This is a genomic window from Mesorhizobium sp. LjNodule214 (assembly GCF_964252735.1).
GTDB lineage: Bacteria > Pseudomonadota > Alphaproteobacteria > Rhizobiales > Rhizobiaceae > Mesorhizobium.
Window position 1 is genome coordinate 1,653,326 of sequence record NZ_CAXUPE020000002.1, and the last position, 18,266, is coordinate 1,671,591.

21 protein-coding genes are annotated in these 18,266 nt (G+C 64.8%); 11 read left to right on the forward strand and 10 right to left on the reverse strand.

Translation table 11 applies throughout. The features are described 5' to 3' along the window. Positions 1-51: 51 nt before the first annotated feature. A complete protein-coding gene (locus ACSQ3Z_RS21775; protein ID WP_436173331.1) occupies positions 52-1,125 on the reverse strand; it encodes a DUF2817 domain-containing protein in 1,074 nt (357 codons plus the stop codon). A 192-nt stretch (positions 1,126-1,317) separates the two neighbouring features. Between ACSQ3Z_RS21775 and ACSQ3Z_RS21780 the strand changes: the two genes are divergently transcribed. The 4 genes from ACSQ3Z_RS21780 (at position 1,318) to ACSQ3Z_RS21795 (ending at position 3,330) form a co-directional block, all read left to right on the forward strand. Further along, the gene (locus ACSQ3Z_RS21780) at positions 1,318-1,887 is read left to right on the forward strand and encodes a rod-binding protein (protein ID WP_436173332.1); all 570 of its coding nucleotides are present in this window, start codon (positions 1,318-1,320) and stop codon (positions 1,885-1,887) included. An 8-nt stretch (positions 1,888-1,895) separates the two neighbouring features. Further along, entirely contained in the window at positions 1,896-2,318 is a 423-nt protein-coding gene (locus ACSQ3Z_RS21785) for a hypothetical protein (protein ID WP_436173333.1), read from the forward strand. A gap of 34 nt (positions 2,319-2,352) precedes the next feature. Continuing rightward, complete coding sequence (locus ACSQ3Z_RS21790; RefSeq protein WP_436173334.1) at positions 2,353-2,874, forward strand: hypothetical protein; 522 nt, start codon at positions 2,353-2,355, stop codon at positions 2,872-2,874. A gap of 171 nt (positions 2,875-3,045) precedes the next feature. Then, positions 3,046-3,330: an SCP2 sterol-binding domain-containing protein gene (locus tag ACSQ3Z_RS21795; RefSeq protein WP_006199422.1), complete on the forward strand. Its 285-nt coding sequence runs from the start codon at positions 3,046-3,048 to the stop codon at positions 3,328-3,330. A 67-nt stretch (positions 3,331-3,397) separates the two neighbouring features. Here the strand turns inward: ACSQ3Z_RS21795 and ACSQ3Z_RS21800 are convergent, their stop codons facing one another. Together ACSQ3Z_RS21800 and odc2 are read right to left on the reverse strand one after the other, a co-directional pair. After that, a complete protein-coding gene (locus ACSQ3Z_RS21800) occupies positions 3,398-3,967 on the reverse strand; it encodes a GNAT family N-acetyltransferase (RefSeq protein ID WP_436173335.1) in 570 nt (189 codons plus the stop codon). Between the two features lie 97 nt (positions 3,968-4,064). Further along, positions 4,065-5,198: an ornithine/lysine decarboxylase gene (gene odc2 / locus ACSQ3Z_RS21805; protein WP_436173336.1), complete on the reverse strand. Its 1,134-nt coding sequence runs from the start codon at positions 5,196-5,198 to the stop codon at positions 4,065-4,067. Positions 5,199-5,739: 541 nt separating this feature from the next. Here odc2 and ACSQ3Z_RS21810 point away from each other — a divergent pair. The 4 genes from ACSQ3Z_RS21810 to ACSQ3Z_RS21825 all read left to right on the forward strand — a co-directional run bounded on the left by ACSQ3Z_RS21810 (position 5,740) and on the right by ACSQ3Z_RS21825 (position 9,803). After that, entirely contained in the window at positions 5,740-6,939 is a 1,200-nt protein-coding gene (locus tag ACSQ3Z_RS21810) for an amidase (RefSeq protein WP_436173337.1), read from the forward strand. Between the two features lie 3 nt (positions 6,940-6,942). Next, positions 6,943-7,842, forward strand: a complete 900-nt coding sequence (locus ACSQ3Z_RS21815) for a LysR family transcriptional regulator (protein WP_436173338.1) — start codon at positions 6,943-6,945, stop codon at positions 7,840-7,842. Between the two features lie 84 nt (positions 7,843-7,926). Beyond that, positions 7,927-8,595, forward strand: a complete 669-nt coding sequence (locus ACSQ3Z_RS21820) for a DUF1007 family protein (RefSeq protein ID WP_436173339.1) — start codon at positions 7,927-7,929, stop codon at positions 8,593-8,595. An 8-nt stretch (positions 8,596-8,603) separates the two neighbouring features. After that, complete coding sequence (locus ACSQ3Z_RS21825; RefSeq protein WP_436173961.1) at positions 8,604-9,803, forward strand: nickel/cobalt transporter; 1,200 nt, start codon at positions 8,604-8,606, stop codon at positions 9,801-9,803. Here the strand turns inward: ACSQ3Z_RS21825 and denD are convergent. The 4 genes from denD to ACSQ3Z_RS21845 are packed head-to-tail and all read right to left on the reverse strand — an operon-like array spanning position 9,800 to position 12,745. Beyond that, positions 9,800-10,777, reverse strand: coding sequence for a D-erythronate dehydrogenase (gene denD / locus ACSQ3Z_RS21830; RefSeq protein ID WP_436173340.1), 978 nt, complete (start codon positions 10,775-10,777; stop codon positions 9,800-9,802). The genes ACSQ3Z_RS21825 and denD overlap by 4 nt on opposite strands. Positions 10,778-10,779: 2 nt before the next feature. Beyond that, on the reverse strand, positions 10,780-10,986 hold the full coding sequence (locus ACSQ3Z_RS21835; protein ID WP_436173341.1) for a hypothetical protein: 207 nt from the start codon (positions 10,984-10,986) through the stop codon (positions 10,780-10,782). A gap of 60 nt (positions 10,987-11,046) precedes the next feature. Then, entirely contained in the window at positions 11,047-12,045 is a 999-nt protein-coding gene (locus tag ACSQ3Z_RS21840) for a cation diffusion facilitator family transporter (RefSeq protein ID WP_436173342.1), read from the reverse strand. 13 nt (positions 12,046-12,058) lie between these two features. After that, complete coding sequence (locus tag ACSQ3Z_RS21845; RefSeq protein WP_436173343.1) at positions 12,059-12,745, reverse strand: GNAT family N-acetyltransferase; 687 nt, start codon at positions 12,743-12,745, stop codon at positions 12,059-12,061. A gap of 83 nt (positions 12,746-12,828) precedes the next feature. Here ACSQ3Z_RS21845 and ACSQ3Z_RS21850 point away from each other — a divergent pair, with 83 nt between their 5' ends. Then, positions 12,829-14,013 carry a pyridoxal phosphate-dependent aminotransferase gene (locus ACSQ3Z_RS21850; protein WP_436173344.1) on the forward strand — a complete coding sequence of 395 codons (1,185 nt, stop codon included), beginning with the start codon at positions 12,829-12,831 and terminating at the stop codon, positions 14,011-14,013. Positions 14,014-14,117: 104 nt separating this feature from the next. Here the strand turns inward: ACSQ3Z_RS21850 and ACSQ3Z_RS21855 are convergent, their stop codons facing one another. Both ACSQ3Z_RS21855 and ACSQ3Z_RS21860 read right to left on the reverse strand, forming a co-directional pair. Beyond that, positions 14,118-14,879 (reverse strand): SDR family oxidoreductase, encoded by a 762-nt coding sequence (locus tag ACSQ3Z_RS21855; RefSeq protein ID WP_436173345.1) that lies wholly within the window; start codon positions 14,877-14,879, stop codon positions 14,118-14,120. A gap of 243 nt (positions 14,880-15,122) precedes the next feature. Next, positions 15,123-15,854: a tellurite resistance TerB family protein gene (locus ACSQ3Z_RS21860; protein ID WP_436173346.1), complete on the reverse strand. Its 732-nt coding sequence runs from the start codon at positions 15,852-15,854 to the stop codon at positions 15,123-15,125. Positions 15,855-15,951: 97 nt separating this feature from the next. Between ACSQ3Z_RS21860 and ACSQ3Z_RS21865 the strand changes: the two genes are divergently transcribed. Next, the gene (locus tag ACSQ3Z_RS21865) at positions 15,952-16,413 is read left to right on the forward strand and encodes a YybH family protein (protein ID WP_436173347.1); all 462 of its coding nucleotides are present in this window, start codon (positions 15,952-15,954) and stop codon (positions 16,411-16,413) included. Between the two features lie 35 nt (positions 16,414-16,448). Here the strand turns inward: ACSQ3Z_RS21865 and trhO are convergent, their stop codons facing one another. Beyond that, the gene (gene trhO, locus ACSQ3Z_RS21870; RefSeq protein ID WP_436173348.1) at positions 16,449-17,378 is read right to left on the reverse strand and encodes an oxygen-dependent tRNA uridine(34) hydroxylase TrhO; all 930 of its coding nucleotides are present in this window, start codon (positions 17,376-17,378) and stop codon (positions 16,449-16,451) included. A 160-nt stretch (positions 17,379-17,538) separates the two neighbouring features. Here trhO and ACSQ3Z_RS21875 point away from each other — a divergent pair, with 160 nt between their 5' ends. Further along, positions 17,539-18,177, forward strand: a complete 639-nt coding sequence (locus tag ACSQ3Z_RS21875; protein WP_436173349.1) for a 2-dehydro-3-deoxy-phosphogluconate aldolase — start codon at positions 17,539-17,541, stop codon at positions 18,175-18,177. Positions 18,178-18,266 lie beyond the last annotated feature (89 nt).

The window sequence follows — 18,266 nt, forward strand, 5'->3', positions numbered from 1 at the left end:
CCTTAGTTTGGGGACATTGGCCGGCCCAGTCGAATTGCAACCTGCTCCAGCTCACCATTCCGCAACTCCGGCCAGCAACTGGTCCATCAGGGTCGGTCCGCGTGTCTCCACCAGCCTGCGCCAGGAGATGTCGCGCGGGCAACAGATGTCGACATGGGCGTCGCGAAGCGCCCTTGCATCGGGATGGTCGCGCCCCTCGAAGCGTAGCCAGCGGTCGATCAAATCGCCGCGGAAGATCTGATAGTCGTCGGCCGTGCCGAACTCGATCACTCCGCCGGCGATCCGTGCATCCGGTCGCTCCTGGCGGATCGCCTGGCAGAGCAGTCCGCGGTATTTCGGTTTGGCACCCGTTTTGAAGGCACCGTCCTCCTTCGCCGCGAGCCCCCACCAGCCGGCTGCCGCGCGGTGTTCCATGCCTTCGGGCGCGTCGAAGATCAGGTGCACGATCTCGCCGAACTGGCCGATTCCCGTGTGCCAGTCGAGGAAGCCGATCGTGGTCGCTCGGGAAAGATGTTCGCGCAGGATGCGGCGGAATGTGACATTCGACCAGCTCGGAGCCTGGCCGCCATACATCAAGCCTTCGGGCCGATGCCACTGCCCCTGCCATATCTCTCCTTCCAGCGCCCAGCCATGCGCTTCGAAATAGGCCCTGTACGTTCGGTGCAGCTCAAGCGCGCCCGCCGCGTTCGACGGGTCGGCGTGCAAGAGGTGGACGACCGCGTCATAGGCTGGGTTCTCGGATGCCGGGCCGACATCGGCGGCCAGGAAGTTGCGGTTGATGTCGACATTGTTCTCGTCCGTGCGCGTGCGGTGCGAGAACGCCCAGGGATTGATGGCGTGCACGAGTACCAGCCGGACGCCCTGCGCATTGCCATCGCGCGATTGCAGCCAGCGGGTCAGGATCGCCGAAGCGGAAAAGGCCTCCGAGCCATGCGTGCCGCAGATGACGATCGCGGCGCGCGCCGACGCCTCGGGTCCGAGGCAGGCGACGTCGGTCGCAAGCGGCTCGCCGGCCTCGCCCGACAGCCCGTCGCGCGGATAGCTGGTCACCCGCGCCCCGACCTCGGTGCAGGCGGCGAGGAATTTGCCGCGCGCCTCGGCATAGCTTTCGGAGAAGCTATCCATCGACCCTCCCTCCCGGTGGCAGCGCGATCGTGACAGACGGGCAAAGAAGCGGCAAGACGGCGGAGAAGATCAGCTTGCGCCCCGCAGGCGACCGATCCGCGTGGCTGCATTCGGCCCCTCCTCCCTCGCAAGCCTGCCGCAAGCTTGTTGGGGCATTGTCCTGACACGAAAACGGGCAAAAGGCGGACCTTCTTGGCCATTTCTCCACCCAGCGACATCGTTCTGGATGTTGCCCGCGCAGTCGAACCGGCGGACATCGAAGCTGCCCGCACGGCGCTGGCGAAGCGGGCAGGCGGTAATCCCGGGACCTTTTCGGTCGATACCGCCGCTTCGGCTGATGCCGGCTCGATCCTGTCGCGCGCCACGGCTGACGCTGCCGGGGCGGCCAACCCGGCGAAAAAATTCCAGCGCTTCGAGGCGATGGTGCTGCAGACCTTCATCCAGAACATGATGCCCAAGGACACCGAAGGCGTGTACGGCAAGGGCTTGGCCGGCGACATGTGGAAATCGCAGCTCGCCGAGCACCTGGCCGATGTCATGGCCGCGCGCGGAGGCATCGGCATCGCCAAATCGCTGCTCGCCGACCACTACATGGACGGCAAGCGCATGGTGCCCGTCGGCCCCGTTTCGGGCGGCCCGGACAAGGCCGAGATCGACCAGCAGACGCGGCTGTCGACCTCCATGGTCCAGGAATTGCAGCGCCAGGCCGCGCGGTCGATGACCGGCGATGAGACAACCATAAAAGCAGATATCAAAATCTAGGGATATACATGGCCGACAAATCGGACTTCTCCAACCTGCCTGCCCGCACGGTCGCGCCTGACGCGCCCATCCCCTTCGCGCGACCCGGAAACCTTGCCGCCATCATCGGCCGCATCGAGGACGCTGTCGACGAAGAGACGGCGGGCATCCGTACTGGCACAGGTTTCGACCTCAAGGCCTCGAACGCCCGCAAGAGCCGCTACCTCTATGAAATGACCCGCGCCATCAAGGGCGGCAACGAGGTCGAATTCCTGGAGCAGCACCGCGAGGGGTTGACGCGGCTGCGCCAGAAGCTGGCGCGCAACGAGGCGGCGATCCTCGCTCATCTCAACGCCGTCAACGAGGTCGCCAGCCTTTTGAAGAACGCTATCCAGCGCGCCGAAGCCGACGGCACCTATTCGGCCGGCGAATTCGGCTGGGCGAGAGCGTGATAGCGAGCGGAAGAACCGCGCGAGGAAACAGCCGGTGATCAAATTCATCGCCGCCGCGATCTGGATCTGCGCCGCCACGCTTGGCGCGGTGTTCTATTCGTTCCAGGCAGCCGGCGAAAAAGGCGTCGGCGAGACACCCAAGCCGATGCTGGGCGGTCTCGATTACGTCAAGACCGACATGATCTCGGTGCCGCTGATCCGCGACTCCAGGATCGACGGCTATTTTCTGACCAAGCTCGTCTACACGGTCGAACCCGCCGAGATAAAGAAACTGTCGATCCCGGCCGGCGCGCTGATGACCGACCAGGTCTATTCCTACCTCTATGCCAATCCGCAGATCGACTTTACCAAGAAGGAAACGATCGACCTCGACGCGTTCCGCAACGCCATCCGCGAAACCGTCAATGCGCGCGTCGGCGAGGAACTGGTGCATGATGTGCTGATCGACCAGGTCAACTTCCTGACCAAGGACGAGATCCGCGACAACGCCATGCGCCGGCGCAAAAATGACGGTGAGACAGCGACCGAACCGCCCAAGGCTCCCGCGGCACATTGACCTGCCGCAAGGCAGATTGGCCGCAAGCGGTGTTTCGGTTCGAGCGAACCGAAAGTCTGACGGACCCCACATATCCTGACCGAAACCAAGATGACGCATCTCGGCCGCGTTGACGTAAACGTCAACTCGAAGCTATATGCGCATCAACGCAACCAGACGAGGAGAACAGCCATGGGCGTTCAGGAGATTGCCGACCGGATCAAGTCGCGCGTGGCAAGCGCCGGTTTCGAGCATTCGGTGAAGTTCGACACGGGCAGCGACGGCGTCATCGTCATCGACGGCGCGACCGTCTCGACCACCGACGCACCGACCGATTGCACCGTGAAGCTCTCGCTCGACGATCTGGACTCGCTGATCGCAGGCGACCTCAACCCAACCATGGCGTTCATGTCCGGCAAGATCAAGGTCGAGGGCGACATGACGGTCGCCATGGCGCTCAGCCAGCTGCTCGGCTGATCCGCTTCCAATCAAGACAAAACGCCGCCCATCGGGCGGCGTTTTGCTTTCTACCAGCCTTGGGTCCTTACGCTGCGAAAGTCAGCGGCAGCGCCTTCAACTTGCGCCCTGCCGCCCGCAGCGTGCCCTGCACGCCGTCAAGCGCGCCGTCCGTCAGTTCCAGCGCCAGCAGCCGGTGCCGCTCGTAGGGGCCAGGCATGGCAAGCGCGCCGGTCTTTGCCGCCGAGAAACCGAAGCGCCCATAGTAGGGTGCGTCGCCGACAAGCAGGATGGCGCCGTGGCCAAGGCGCGCCGCCTCGGCCACCGCGTGCCGCATCAGCGCCGAGCCGATGCCGGCATTCTTGAGCGCGGGGTCGACAGCGAGCGGGCCGAGCATCAGGGCCGCCGGACCGCCCTCGCCCAACGTCACGTCCCACAGCCGCACGGTGCCGGCGACTGCGCCCGCCGCATCGCGTGCGACAAAGGCGAGGCCTTCGGAGGGGCGGCGCCCACGGCGCAGCTTCTCCGACGATTTCTTCCGCCGCTTCGGACCCATGGCGCGATCGAGCAGCGCTTCACGCGCCGCGACATCGGCAGTGGTTTCGGCGACGAGGGCAAGGACCGGCGAGTGGTCCACGATTTCAACTGGCATTTCCATTTCCGCAATCCTTCACGAGCGGAGATCTGTTCCACAGGCGAGCCCGGGCGGGCGACGGGCGCCCACCTGGGATGATCTGATCGGTTCTTTCGAACCGTCAGATCACGTAGGATCGGAGCGGCTCGAAGCCGTTGAAGGCGACCGAGGCATAGGTCGTCGTGTAGGCGCCGGTGCCTTCGATCAGCACCTCGTCGCCGATGGTCAGCGACAAGGGCAGCGGATACGGCGTCTTCTCGTACATCACGTCGGCCGAGTCGCAGGTCGGCCCGGCGAGCACGCAAGGCGCGGTCTCGGTGCCGTCATGCGCGGTGACGATCGGGTAGCGGATCGCCTCGTCCATCGTCTCGGCCAGACCGCCGAACTTGCCGATGTCGAGGAACACCCAGCGCACATTGTCGTTGTCGGCCTTCTTCGAGATCAGCACGACTTCCGACTTGATGACGCCGGCATTGCCGACCATGCCACGGCCCGGCTCGATGATGGTCTCGGGCAGCGCATTGCCGAAATGCTTGCGCAGCGCCGAGAAGATCGCCTGGCCATAGGCTTGTGCCACTGGAACGTCCTTCAGGTAGCGGGTCGGGAAGCCACCGCCCATATTGACCATCTTCAGTACGATGCCTTCGTCGGCGAGCGTCGCGAACACCTTTTTGGCATCGCCCAGCGCGCGGTCCCAGGCCGTCAGGTCGGTCTGCTGCGAGCCGACATGGAACGACACGCCGTAGGCGTCGAGGCCGAGGCCCTTGGCATGGCGCAGCACGTCGACCGCCATCGCCGGCACGCAGCCGAACTTGCGCGACAGCGGCCACTCGGCGCCCTCGCCATCGGTCAGCACGCGGCAGAAGACGCGCGCGCCGGGAGCGACGCGGGCGATCTTCTCGACTTCCTCGACGCAATCGACCGCGAACAGCCGGATGCCGAGCTGGTAGGCGCGTGCGATGTCACGCTCCTTCTTGATGGTGTTGCCGAAGGAGATGCGGTCCGCCGGCGCACCGGCGTCCATCGCCATCTCGACTTCGGCAACGGAAGCGGTGTCGAAGGACGAGCCCATCGCAGCAAGGAGGCGCAGGATTTCCGGCGCCGGGTTTGCTTTCACCGCATAGTAGATTTTCGAATCGGGCAGCGCCTTCTCGAAGGCGCGGAAATTGTCGCGCACGACATCGAGGTCGACGACGAGGCAGGGGCCGTTCGGACGTCGGGTGGCGAGGAAGTCAAGGATGCGCTGGGTAGCCATCGGGGTCTCTCCATCAGCGCCTTGCGGCGCGCAGTAAGGCTGCGGGACGCGGGCTGTCGGCCTCGCGAACACGCGGTGGACAAAGGCGGGACGGAAATCCATGGAACCAGCCGGTGGAGACCCCGGAACCATGAAGCGCCGTCTCGCGGCGGTGAACCTTGGCCTTGCCCGGCCTCGGTTCGCTTTGTCTGCCTTGGCTTGGATGGGAGACCCGTCCGCACTGCCGGCAATGAAGGTGTGCCTCTTCAGTAACCCCGGTCTTTGGACGACCGGCAGAACACCAGAAAGGCCCGCACCGTCGTTGCTTCAAGGTGTCCTCGGTCTGGCGGTTGGCCGCTAAACCGACTGGAGGGGTTAGCTCCAGTTACCTTACCGATTGCCCTCACCATTCGAGGATCGGCGGACACCCACAGGCACGTGCGACTTTGGGCAAGCGCGATATAAGAGCGAAGGAATTCACAATCAATAAAAATCGTATCCCCCGGTTGTAAAATTTCCGGCACCGAACAATCTACGCATGACCGTATCCGGATATTGAACGATGACAGGCACGCACGGCCCGCTCAACGCTTTCCTCGACCTTCGGCAAATGCCGGTGGCGCATGCGCAATTGGGCCCGTTGGCGGGCCTCAGGCTCGCCGTCAAGGACATCTACGACGTCGCCGGCTACCGCACCGGCTGCGGCAACCCGCGCAAGTTCGCTGAGGCCCACGCCGCCTCGCAGACGGCCGAGGCCGTGCAGGTGATGCTCGACGCCGGCGCCCGCTTTGTCGGCAAGACCCAGACTGACGAGCTTGCCTTCTCGCTGATGGGCCAGAATGCGCATTTCCCGTTTCCGGTGAACCCGGCCGCGCCCGACCGTGTCACCGGCGGTTCCTCGTCCGGTTCGGCCGCCGCGGTGGCGGGTGGGCTTGCCGACATTGCCGTCGGCTCGGACACCGGCGGCTCCATCCGCGCTCCGGCCAGCTTCTGCGGGCTGATTGGGCTGCGCACCACGCATGGCCGCGTCTCACTGCAGGGCGCCATGAAACTGGCGCCAAGCCTCGACACCTTCGGCTGGTTCGCCGACGACATCGAGACCTATGAGGCGGTCGGCAAACTGCTGCTCGGCCGTGACCCGCATCAGCACGCGCTCAACCGCCCGCTTTCGATTGGCTGGCTGGACGCCTTCGTCGCCGGGCCAGCCGAGGCCGCCGAATATGCTGAGATGAAAGCGCGGGCGGCAGCCGTTTTCGGCGAGCCGGCGCCGGTCGAACACGGCTTCGCCTCTCTCCCCGACGAGCTCTATTGGTGCTTCCGCCGGCTGCAGGCCTACGAGGCCTGGCAGGTGCATGGCGACTGGATCGCGGCTGGCGAGCCTCACCTTGGTCCCGGCGTCGACGAGCGCTTCGGTTTCGGCCGCGCGGTCGACACCAGGACCGCTGAAGCAGAGGCAACTCGCCGGCTGATCTTCCGCACCGAGCTCGCCAAATCGCTTGGCAACCATGGCTTTCTCGTCCTGCCGACGGTTCCCGGCCCGGCACCGCTCGTCAACGGCACGGCGGAGCAGCTTCAGGCCTATCGCGAAAGGGCGCTGCATCTGTTGTGCCTTTCGGGACTGTCCGGTTTTCCGCAGATCACGCTGCCGCTCGGATCGGTCGACGGCGCGCCCTTCGGCCTTTCGCTGCTCGGCCCTTCCGGAAGCGACATCGCCCTGATACGGCTCGGCCGCAAACTTCTCGACGCCGCACGAAAGGCCTGAGCCATGGACACGCTGACCCGGATGCGCGCCTTCATCGACGTGGTCGAAGCCGAAGGCTTTTCGGCGGCCGCGCGCAAGATCGGCCGTTCCAAGGCGCTGCTGTCGAAATACGTGCGCGAACTGGAGGACGAACTCGGCGCGCTGCTGTTGAACCGCACCACGCGGCAGTTCTCAATGACCGAAGCCGGCCATACCTATTACCGGCGCGCCTCGGAGATCGTACGCGAGGTCGACAGCCTGGCGGACGCGGTGCGCGAATCCTCCGGCGATGTGCGCGGCCGCATCAAGCTTTCGGCGCCGCGCACTTTCGCCGACGCGCCGATCGGCCAGTCGCTGATCGACTTCGCCAAGCAGCACCCCGACATCGTGCTCGACATCCAGCTCGACGACCGCTTCGTTGACCTGGTCGAAGAGGGCTTCGATCTCGCGGTGCGCATTTCGCGGCTGGAAAATTCCTCGCTCATCGCCAGGCGCCTGGCGCCGTTTTCGGTGCGGCTCTGCGCCTCTCCGGAACTCATCGCCAGGCACGGCATGCCGACGCGGCCGCAAGACCTTGCCCGAATTCCCTGCATCGTCGACACCAACGGTCGCGGGCTGAACAACTGGCAGTTCAAGGGCGACGGCAGCGATACGGTGAGCGTTTCGGTCTCCGGTCCGGTCGAGGTCAACAGCCCGATGGCGGCACGGGCTGCCGCCGTGTCGGGGCTTGGGTTCACCATACTGCCGGATTTCATCGCCGCGCCTGATCTCGAGAGCGGCCGATTGGTGACCGCGCTGGACGACCGTATCCTGTCGGGCGCCGGCATCTTCGCCGTCTATCCGCATCGGCGATACCTGCCCGCCAAGGTCCGCGTCTTCGTCGATTTCCTGGTGCAATGGTTCAGGGCGCGCGACGCCGCCTGACGGCTCTCGGCCCGGCGGTCCCAATTTCGCCCCGTTTCTGGTAACTCTCGACGCCTACCGAAGTCGATGGAATCGCGACCGAGAATGCAGCTGAAACGGCAGGCAATTGTGATGGCTTCGGCCATGGCGGCGACATTTGCCGCGGTCGGAGCGGCCGCTGCGCACCCCCACGTCTTCGCCGAGGCCCGCCTTGACGTCATCCTCAGCCCGGATCACCAAAGTGTGAAAGCGCTGCGTCATCTCTGGCGCTTCGATGACCTGTTTTCGAGTACGGTGATGATGGAGTTCGACAAGAATTCCGACCTGAAGCTTGACGACAAGGAGCTGAAGGATGTCGCCGACACCGTTCATGCCTCGCTCGCCGAATTCAACTACTTCCAGCTCGTCACCGTCGACGGCAACGACGTGCCTATGACGCCGCCGCCGCATCTGATGGCCAATTTCGAGAACGACCAGCTCATCATCCTGTTCGAGTCCGAGCCGAAGCAGCCGATCAAGCTGTCCGGCAAGATCGACATCGGCGTCTACGACCCGACCTTCTACACGGCGATCGATTTCATCGAGGATTCCAACATCACGGTCGAAGGCCTTCCCTCGACATGCACCAAGAAGGTCGTCCGTCCGGATCCGGACGAGGCCATAGCCGAGAACCAGAAGACCCTGACGGAAGCCTTCTTCAACGATCCGACAGGCACCGACATGAGCAAGATCTTCGCCACCAAGCTCGAACTGAACTGCCCGCCAGAAGGATAGATCCGGTGATGAAACCGTCCCCGCGCCTGGCGCTCGGCCTCGTGGCCGCCGCTCTGCTGATGACGCACTTCCTCGGCTCCGCCCATGCCCAGAGCTCGCTCGGCATCGGCACCAATGACGGCATGGCCCCCACCGCCAGCGGTCCTTTCGCCCACATCCTGATGTGGATCAATCTCAGACAGCAGGAGTTCTACCGCGCGCTGGCGACGGCGATGAAAGCGATGCGCCAGGACGGCAGCAAGATGTGGCTGCTGATAGCCCTGTCCTTCGCCTATGGCATTTTCCACGCCGCTGGCCCCGGTCACGGCAAGGCGGTGATCTCGTCCTACATGGTGGCCAACGAAGTGGCGCTGAAGCGTGGCATCCTGCTGTCCTTCGTCTCGGCCCTGCTGCAGGGGCTGACGGCGATCGCCGTGATGCTGCTCGCCTATTTCGTGCTGCGCGGCACCACCGTCTCGATGACCGATGCTGCATGGTTCATGGAGATCATGAGCTTTGTCTTCGTCACCTTGTTCGGTGCCTGGCTGCTGTGGCGCAAGCTCGGCCCGACCGTCCTGCGCCTGTTCGGCACCGGCCCGGCCTACAGTCTCTCGGCAGCTCACGCCCATTCGCATGGCGGACATTCGCATGCGGGCCATTCCCATGCCGCGCATGGCCATTCGGCGCATTCCCACGTGCGTCACGCCCACAGCCATGACGACCACGATCATACGGACCATGACCATTCGCATGATCACGACCACGGGGCGCATGCCCACGATCATCACGGCCACGGCGCGCACGACCACAGCGCGCATGCCCATCACGATCACGCGGCGGGCGAAGTCTGCGAGACCTGCGGCCATTCGCATGCACCGGACCCGGCGCTGCTGTCGGGCGACCGCTTCGACTGGCGCACGGCGTGGTCGGCGGTGGCCGCCGTCGGCATCCGCCCCTGTTCCGGCGCGCTGATCGTGCTGAGCTTCGCTCTGCTCAACGGTCTATGGCTCGGCGGCTTGCTGTCGGTCCTGGCGATGTCGCTCGGCACGGCGATCACGGTCTCGGCGCTGGCGACGCTCGCCGTCACCGCCAAGAACTGGGCCGTCTATTTCGCCGGCGACGGCCGCATGGGCAACCGCATCCACTCGATCGTCGAGATCGGCGGCGCGGCCTTCGTCTTCCTGTTCGGATTGCTGCTTCTGTCAGCCAGCCTGACGGGCAGCGTTTAACCCGCGACCTTGCCGTCCAGCTCATCCTCGATATGGGCGTGGATGATCTCGTCGAAACTCTCTTCGGCGCTAAAGCCGAGTTCCCTCGAACGCCGCGCCTCGAACCGCGTCGGCCAGCCCTTGACGATCGCCCAGACCGTTTCGTCGGGCTGCTCGCGGATAAGCTTCACCGCGCTGGCGCCGGCGACGCGTTCCAGCGCCTCGATCTGCTCGCCGACCGTGACGGCGACGCCGGGCATGGTCAGGTTGCGGCGCGGACCGACGGCGCTGCCGTCGATCCCGGCCGCATGGATCAGGAAGTTCACCGCCGAGCGCGGGCTGGCATGGGTATGCACGACCGAGCGCGGCACCGGCAGAATCGCCTCCTGACCGCTCAATGGCTCGCGGATGATGCCGGAGAAGAAGCCTGAGGCAGCCTTGTTCGGCTTTCCGGGCCGCACGCAAATGGTCGGCAGCCTGATGCCGATGCCGTCGAAGAAGCCGCGCCTGGAATAGTCGGCAAGCAGCGCCTCGCCCATCAGCTTCTGCGTGCCGTAGGACGTCAGCGGCGTCGGGTGGAACTCGTCCGGGATGACATCCGGAAACGGCGCGCCGAACACGGCGATCGACGAGGTGAAGACGAGGCGTGGCGCGAACGCCGCCAGCCGGACGGCATCGAACAGCGCACGCGTGCCGTCGAGATTGACGCGGTAGCCGAGATCGAAATTGGCCTCCGCCTCGCCCGACACGATGCCGGCAAGATGAAAGATCACGTCGGGGCGCGAGGCGACCAGGCTTGCCGTCGCGCCGGGTGCTGCGAGGTCGCCGGTATGGATGGAGGCATCGACGCCTTCGATGGCGGGCGCCTGCGGCGGCACGATGTCGTGCAGGTCGAGCGCGGTGATCCTTTGCCCGCGCAGCGTCCGGTCTTTCGCCAGCCGGGCAATGAGCTTGCGGCCGACCATGCCTGCCGCGCCAGTGATCAGAATGCGCATTGTCAAAGACCCTTTTTGCGTTGGCTGCGGCCGCGCAGCCAGAACACGACGAACAACGCCGCCAGGAAGATAGCCGCGACAATGACTGCAAGAACGGTCGAGACGCTGCCGACCGCCAGCATCACTGTTGGCAGCCAATAGGCGGCGAGGCCGAACAGCAGCATGATCCATGCCGCCGCGATCAGCGCATTGCGCGTATCGCGATCCATCACGCGCGCCCGCTGCGACGGAAAATCAGGCTCATTGCCAATGTCATAGGAGTTCCTGCGTCAGTGATAGTGACCGTGATGCGGCGCCGTACCGTGTGCATGGTCATGGTCGTGGTCATGCTCGTCATCGGCGCAGTGCCCGAATTCCGGTTCGACAGTGGCATGGCTGATGCCGTGCTCGGCCGCAAGCCGTTTCTTGATGGCGCTGACCGCGGTATGGGCATCGACCCCGTCATTGAGGCAGGCGTGCAGCGTCGCCATGTTGGCTGAGCCGTCGAGCGACCAGACATGCATGTGATGCACCTCGCGTACGCCCTTCACCGTTCCCTCCAGGTCCTTGGCGATGAGATCGCGGTCGAGGCTAGCCGGCACGCCTTCGAGCAGGACATGGGCGGCTTCGCGCATCAGCGACCACGCCGTCGACAGGATCAGCAGCGAGACCAGCACCGACAGGATCGGATCGATGGGCGTCCAGCCGGTCGCCAGGATGACCAGCGCGGCCACGATGGCCGCCGCCGAGCCGAGCAGGTCGCCCAGCACATGCAGGATGGCGCCGCGCATGTTGAGGTTGTCGCGATCGCCGCCATGCAGCACGAAGAACGAACCGATGTTCACCAGCAGGCCGACGATCGCCACCACCAGCATCGGTCCGCCGAGCACCGGCGCCGGCGTCATCAGCCGTCCCCAGGCCTCGTAGACGATCCACAATGCGATGGCGAAGATGGCGATGCCGTTGGTATAGGCGACTAAAGTCTTGACGCGGCCGAAGCCATAGGTCAGCCGGACAGTCGCCGGCCGTCCGGCGAGATGGAAGGCATACCAGGCAAGGCCGAGCGCGATCGAATCGGCGAGCATGTGGCCGGCATCCGCCAGCAGCGCCAGCGACCCCGTCAGCAGGCCGCCAAGCGCCTCCGCGACCATGAAGCCTGCCGTCAGGCAGGCGGCGATCAGCACCCGCTTCTTGTCGGTCGAGCCGTGCACATGGCCGGCGCCATGGCTGTGGCTGTGCCCTTGCGAACCGTGCCCATGCGAACCATGATCATCGTGGCTATGCGCCATCTGCCTGCTCCTATTACGCGCTGAACTCGGCGCGAAATTCCTCGAGCCGCCGCTTCTGCCGGCCGTCACCATCGAAATTGGCCGGGTCGAGCCATGCCTCATAGGCTCTGCGCAGATCAGGCCATTCCTTGTCGATGATCGAGTACCACGCGGTATCGCGGTTTTCACCCTTGACGACAAGATGCTGGCGGAAAATGCCCTCGAACTTGAAGCCGAAACGCTCGGCCGCGCGCTTCGACGGCTCGTTGCGGTTGTTGCATTTCCATTCGTAACGGCGATAGCCGAGCTCGTCGAATATGTACTTCATGAATAGGAACTGCGCTTCGGTCGCCGCCGGCTTGCGCGAGATGATTGGCCCCCAATAGATGTTGCCGATCTCGATGACGCCATAGGCCGGATCGATGCGCATCAGCGTCTGGCGCCCGGCGACCTTGCCGCTGGCCTTGTCGATAACGGTGAAGAACAGCGGATCCTCGCTGGCTTCGACCTTGTCCAGCCACGGCTGGAAAGCGGCACGGGTTTCTGGCGGATAGTCTGGCAGCCAGGCGAAGCGGCCGCCGACGTCAGGCGCCGATGACGCTTCGTAGAGGCCGTCGCCATGCTTTTCGGCACTCAGCGGCTCAAGCCTGACAGTGCGGCCTTCAAGCACCTTGCGTTCGGGCCGCGGACGCGGCTGCCAATTCTTGAGATTATCCGACACGTAAGGCTCCAATCCGTTTGACTTTTGTGACCGGACGCTCACAAAAACGCACGCTGAGAGAAAGAACCACAGGGACGGGAAAAATGCTCCACACGATTTCAGCCTTCGACCGTCTCGGCGAGGAAAATGCCTTCGCGGTGCTCGCGCGCGCCACGGTGCTTGCCCATCAGGGCCGCGACATCGTCAATCTCGGCATCGGCCAGCCCGACTTCAGGACGCCACAGCACATCGTCGAGGCGGCGATCAAGGCGCTGCGCGACGGCCACCATGGCTACACGCCGGCCAACGGCCTGCTGGCGACGCGCGAAGCGGTGGTGCGCCGCACGCTGACCACCACCGGCGTCGAAGTCTCACCCGAGAGCGTGATGATCCTGCCAGGCGGCAAGCCGACCATGTTCGCCGCGATCCTGATGTTCGGCGAACCGGGGACGGAAATCCTCTATCCCGATCCCGGCTTTCCAATCTACCGCTCGATGATCGAATTCACCGGTGCGGCCCCCATTCCGGTGCCGATCCGCGAAGAGAACGGCTTCGCCTTCTCGGCCGAGGAGACGCTGGCGCTGATCACGCCGAAGACCAGGCTCCTGATCCTCAACTCGCCGGCCAACCCGACCGGCGGCGTTACGCCTCGCGCCGAGATCGAGAAACTCGCGAAAGGGCTGGAAGCCCACCCGCATGTCGCCATCCTCTCCGACGAGATCTACGACGTGATGACCTATGATGGCGAGACGCACTGCTCGCTGCTCACCTTCCCCGAAATCCGCGACCGGCTGATCGTGCTGAATGGCTGGTCGAAGACCTGGGCGATGACCGGCTGGCGCATGGGCTGGTCGATCTGGCCGAATGGCGACAAGAGCGCCCATCTCCACGACAAGGTGCGCAAACTGGCGGTCAATTGCTGGTCCTGCGTCAACGCGCCGAGCCAGTTCGCCGGCATTGCCGCCATCGACGGACCGCAGGACGACGTCGACAAGATGATGCGCGCCTTCGACAACCGCAGGAAGGTCGTGGTCGAGGGGCTAAACGCTCTGCCCGGCGTCTCCTGCATCACGCCGAAGGGCGCATTCTACGCCTTCCCGAATGTCTCCAAGACCGGCTGGAAAGCGAAAAAACTTGCCTCGGCGCTACTCGAGGAAGCCGGCGTGGCGCTGATCGGCGGCCCCGACTTCGGCATTCTCGGTGAAGGCTATATCAGGCTCTCCTACGCCAATTCCGAGGAGAACATCCTGCGCGCGCTGGAGCGGATCGAGGCGTTCCTGGCGAAGTAACCAAGGTCGCCCGGCCGGGTCCCCGCTGCTTCGCAGCGTCCCGGCGTTCGCTGGCCTTTCATCGTGCCACTGGCACGATGAATTCGCTTACGCGAACCGGCTGCTCACCCGCGCCCGACGAACGGCATCTTCGTCGCCATCACGGTCATGAACAGCACGTTGGCGTCGAGCGGCAGGCTTGCCATGTGGACCACGGCATCGGCGACGCGCTCGACATCCATCACCGCTTCGGCGGCGATCGATCCGTTGGCCTGCGGCACGCCGACCGTCATCGCTTGCGCCATGTCGGTCAGCGCATTGCCGATGTCGATCTGGCCGCAGGCGATGTCATAGGGCCGGCCGTCGAGCGCCAGCGTCTTGGTCAGTCCGGTGATGGCGTGCTTGGTCGCGGTGTAAGGCACCGAGCCAGGCCGCGGCGCATAGGCCGACACCGAGCCGTTGTTGATGATGCGGCCCCCCATCGGCTGCTGCCGGCGCATGGCGCCGAAGGCGGCGCGCGCGCACAAGAACGAGCCGGTGAGATTGACCCCGACGATGTCGGTCCACACCTCGACCGGGATCTCGTCGATCAATGTCGACTTGTAGCCCATGCCGGCATTGTTGAAGAGCAGGTCGACGCGCCCGAAAGCCTCCAGCACCGTCTCGAAAAGATCATCGACCTGGTCGGCCTTGCTGATGTCGCAGGCAACCGCCAGCGCCTTGGCATCCGTTTTCCCAGCTTCAGCGATCGCCTCCTCCAGCACCGCCTTGCGGCGGCCGCAGAACACCGTGTTCCAGCCCGCCTTGAGCAGCGCGGTCGCGACACTCTTGCCGATGCCCGTACCGGCTCCGGTGACGATGGCGGTTTTCTCTGTGATGGCTGTCATCGCCGTCCTCCCTGATCATGGCTGGAAGAACATGTGCCATCGCAAATGACGGCTCCCATGGCAAGCCGAACCGTTCGTGATCGGTTCAACAAAAAGGGCGGTCATTGGCGACCGCCCCTGATCTGAACCGGGCTTGGGAGGAGGAGAAGCCGGTCCGACTGCTTAGAATGATGCGCTTGCTCGGTTAACGAGGCACTAACGCAATGGCGTCCACCTCGGCCGCCCGGAGTGCTCGCCTGAAGCCTACCAGCGCGGATTGGGCGAGGTTCCAGCCGGCACCTTCGCCGCCGACACCGTCGCCTCGACATGATCGACCAGCGCGTCCGGCAGGCCGAGACGTCCGGCGAGCAGGTCGAGATAGCCGCGTTCGGCGCGCGTGTCGGGATCGATGGTGAGGCGCGAGGCTGTATAGAGTTCGAGCTTCTGCGCATCGGTCTTGGCGCCGGCGACCAGCGTATCGAGGTCGAGCGGGCTCTCCAGTTCGGCCATCAGGAACTTCTCCGCTTCCGTGCCGATGCCGGACAGGCTGAGCTTGCCGGCGATCTTCTGGCGCTCTTCGTCGTCGACATGGCCATCGGCCTTCGCAGCCGAGATCATCGCCCGCACCAGCGTCAGCGTGAATTCGTCCTCGCCTTGCGGCGCCTGTGACGGATGGAAAGCGGTGTCGGCGGGCGGCGGCAGCAATTCCGGCTCGCCGGCGGCCGGCGTTTGCGCCGGCGCATTGCCGGCCTTGTAGTTCTGGTAGGCCTTGTATGCGAGGCCGCCAATGGCGGCCAGTCCGCCAAGCTTCACAGCCGTACCGGTGACCTGCCGGCCGGCGCCGGTTCCAAGCAGCACCGCAGCCAGCGCGCCGGCGGCAAGCGGATTGTCCTTGGCCATCTGCACGGCCTGGCCCGCCTTGTCGCGGACGGTGCCGCTCGTGCCGGGGATTTGCGAGCCCAGCAGATCGTCGAGGAGCTTCTTGGGATCGAACATCGGTGCCTCCAGAATTTACCCGGCCGAACGGGCAGGTTTCGAACGTCGAAGAGGTAGGGCCCGCACATTGACATTACAATGACGAGTGGTCGCTTCGTTGGAAATGCCGGCAGCGGCGCAAATTGAAACCGGCGTGTCGAAACCGGCCCCGGCTTCGGCTAGTGTCGCGGCCTTGTCGACGAGGGAGGAGTTCGCCGTGACCGTTGAACCAGACCGCGCGCCGGCGCACGATCCGCAGGATCTGGAGCGCCTTTTGATTGCCCGCCAATGGGCTGGCGACATCGACGGAATGGTGGCGCTGTTCGAGCCAAACGCCGTTGTCGACAGCGGCGAAGGTCGGTTGACGCGTGGCCGGGAGGCAATCCGAACGCTCTTCGCCGAAATCACCGCGACGGGCCGGAAATTCGCCGCCGGAGAGCAGCGCCCCGCCCTCATCAATGGCGACCTGGCGCTGACGTCAACCAAGCTGCCTGACGGGAGCATAACCACCGAGGTCGCCCGCCGGCAGGACGACGGCACATGGCTGTGGGTTATCGATCGCTACTCCGTTGCGTGGTGATGCAGCCGAATCTGGCAACAGTTGTTACACCGGCGCTATCCGCCGATATGCGGACCATCACCACGCACCTGCGCGAGTTCGACCTGGCGCTGGCGCTCGGCATAGCGGGCGCGATCCTCGTCCGAGCGCGCATCGAAACAATGCGGGCATGAGATGCCGGCGGCATAGCGCGGCGACAGCAGGTCCTCCGCGATCAGCGGATGCCGGCAGGCGCGGCAGAGCTCGGCCTCGCCCTCGGTGAGACCATGCGATACCGAGACACGCTCGTCGAAGACGAAGCATTCGCCTTGCCAGAGGCTTTCCTCCGCCGGCACCTCTTCGAGATATTTGAGAATGCCGCCCTTGAGGTGGAACACCTCCTCGAAGCCGAGCGACTTCACATAGGCCGTCGCCTTCTCGCAGCGTATGCCGCCGGTGCAGAACATGGCGACCTTGCGGCCTTCCAGCTCTGCCCGATGTTTTTCCACCCAGGCCGGGAACTCGCGAAAACTCGACGTCGCCGGATCGACCGCGCCCTTGAAAGTGCCGATCGACACTTCGTAGGCATTGCGCGTATCGATGACGACGGTGTCGGCGTCCGAGATCAGCGCGTTCCAGTCGGCCGCCGCGACATAGGTGCCGGCACTCGCCGCCGGGTCGATATCCTCAACACCCATGGTGACGATCTCACGCTTCAGCCGCACCTTCATGCGGTGAAACGGCATCTCGGCGGCGCTGCTGTATTTGACCTCGAGCCCGGCCAGCCCTTCGATCGATTCCAGATGTTCGATCAGCGCCGCTATATCAGCCTCGCTGCCGGCGACCGTGCCATTGATGCCCTCATGCGCCAGCAGCAGCGTGCCCTTGATGCCGCGCCCGCAGCAGAAGGCGGCGAGCGGGGCGCGCAGCGCCTCGAAGCCGTCGAGCTGGGCAAAACGGTAGAGCGCGGCGACGCGAACAGGTTGATCGTGGGTGGACCTTGTCATCGCCAAGCCACTAAACTCTGCTGAAAGCCAATTCAAGGCAGGGCGAACGTGACAGCTTTGGGCGTTTGAGCGCGTGACATCGCGACACGCCTGGTTTCGTGGACTCGGAATCCGCCTTCTGCTAATCGGTTGAAATCATCGATACCGGAGAGACAAGCGAATGCCCAGCAAGACCGAAAAGCTCCTGTCGCTCCTCGATGGCCAGCCGGTCATCCCGGTGCTGAAGATCGCCGACGTCAAGGATGCCGTGCCACTGGCCCGGGCGCTGGCCGCCGGCGGCCTGCCGGCAATCGAGATCACGCTCAGGACCGCCGACGCGCTGGAAGCGATCCGCCGCGTGGCCGGCGAAGTCGAGGGCGCCGTTGTCGGCGCCGGCACCATCTTGGATGCAAAACAATTCGACGAAGCAGCTAGCGCCGGCTCGAAGTTCATCGTCAGCCCCGGCATCACGCGCGAGCTTCTAGCGGCAGCAAAGGACAGCCCAGTTCCGCTGCTGCCCGGCGCCATCACGCCCGGCGAGATCATGGCCGCGCGCGAAGCCGGCCTGCGCTTCCTGAAATTCTTCCCGGCCGAACAGTCCGGCGGCATCGCTTCGCTGAAAGCCTTCGCCTCGCCGCTCGCCGACGTGAAGTTTTGCCCGACCGGCGGCATCACCGGCAAGAACGCCGCCGAGTATCTAAGCCTGCCCAACGTCATCTGCGTCGGCGGTTCCTGGGTGGCGCCGGACGAATTGGTCAAGGCCGGCAGGTGGGACGAGATCGAAGCCCTGGCGCGCGCGGCGAGCAAGCTCGGCCGATAGCACTCTTCTCCCGAAAGCAAAACCCGGCCGGCTTGCGCCGACCGGGTCAGAATCTCCTGCCTTGAACAGGATCAGTGACAGACTTTAAC

Bases quoted from the DNA above. Each gene is read 5' to 3' on its own strand.
- ACSQ3Z_RS21875 (WP_436173349.1), top strand. From the start codon at position 17,539: ATGCCCAGCAAGACCGAAAAGCTCCTGTCGCTCCTCGATGGCCAGCCG.
- trhO (WP_436173348.1), bottom strand. From the start codon at position 17,378: ATGACAAGGTCCACCCACGATCAACCTGTTCGCGTCGCCGCGCTCTAC.
- ACSQ3Z_RS21815 (WP_436173338.1), top strand. From the start codon at position 6,943: ATGGACACGCTGACCCGGATGCGCGCCTTCATCGACGTGGTCGAAGCC.
- ACSQ3Z_RS21840 (WP_436173342.1), bottom strand. From the start codon at position 12,045: ATGGCGCATAGCCACGATGATCATGGTTCGCATGGGCACGGTTCGCAA.
- ACSQ3Z_RS21825 (WP_436173961.1), top strand. From the start codon at position 8,604: ATGAAACCGTCCCCGCGCCTGGCGCTCGGCCTCGTGGCCGCCGCTCTG.
- ACSQ3Z_RS21810 (WP_436173337.1), top strand. From the start codon at position 5,740: ATGACAGGCACGCACGGCCCGCTCAACGCTTTCCTCGACCTTCGGCAA.
- ACSQ3Z_RS21775 (WP_436173331.1), bottom strand. From the start codon at position 1,125: ATGGATAGCTTCTCCGAAAGCTATGCCGAGGCGCGCGGCAAATTCCTC.
- odc2 (WP_436173336.1), bottom strand. From the start codon at position 5,198: ATGGCTACCCAGCGCATCCTTGACTTCCTCGCCACCCGACGTCCGAAC.
- ACSQ3Z_RS21785 (WP_436173333.1), top strand. From the start codon at position 1,896: ATGGCCGACAAATCGGACTTCTCCAACCTGCCTGCCCGCACGGTCGCG.
- denD (WP_436173340.1), bottom strand. From the start codon at position 10,777: ATGCGCATTCTGATCACTGGCGCGGCAGGCATGGTCGGCCGCAAGCTC.
- ACSQ3Z_RS21855 (WP_436173345.1), bottom strand. From the start codon at position 14,879: ATGACAGCCATCACAGAGAAAACCGCCATCGTCACCGGAGCCGGTACG.
- ACSQ3Z_RS21820 (WP_436173339.1), top strand. From the start codon at position 7,927: ATGCAGCTGAAACGGCAGGCAATTGTGATGGCTTCGGCCATGGCGGCG.
- ACSQ3Z_RS21800 (WP_436173335.1), bottom strand. From the start codon at position 3,967: ATGGAAATGCCAGTTGAAATCGTGGACCACTCGCCGGTCCTTGCCCTC.
- ACSQ3Z_RS21860 (WP_436173346.1), bottom strand. From the start codon at position 15,854: ATGTTCGATCCCAAGAAGCTCCTCGACGATCTGCTGGGCTCGCAAATC.
- ACSQ3Z_RS21795 (WP_006199422.1), top strand. From the start codon at position 3,046: ATGGGCGTTCAGGAGATTGCCGACCGGATCAAGTCGCGCGTGGCAAGC.
- ACSQ3Z_RS21835 (WP_436173341.1), bottom strand. From the start codon at position 10,986: ATGGATCGCGATACGCGCAATGCGCTGATCGCGGCGGCATGGATCATG.
- ACSQ3Z_RS21850 (WP_436173344.1), top strand. From the start codon at position 12,829: ATGCTCCACACGATTTCAGCCTTCGACCGTCTCGGCGAGGAAAATGCC.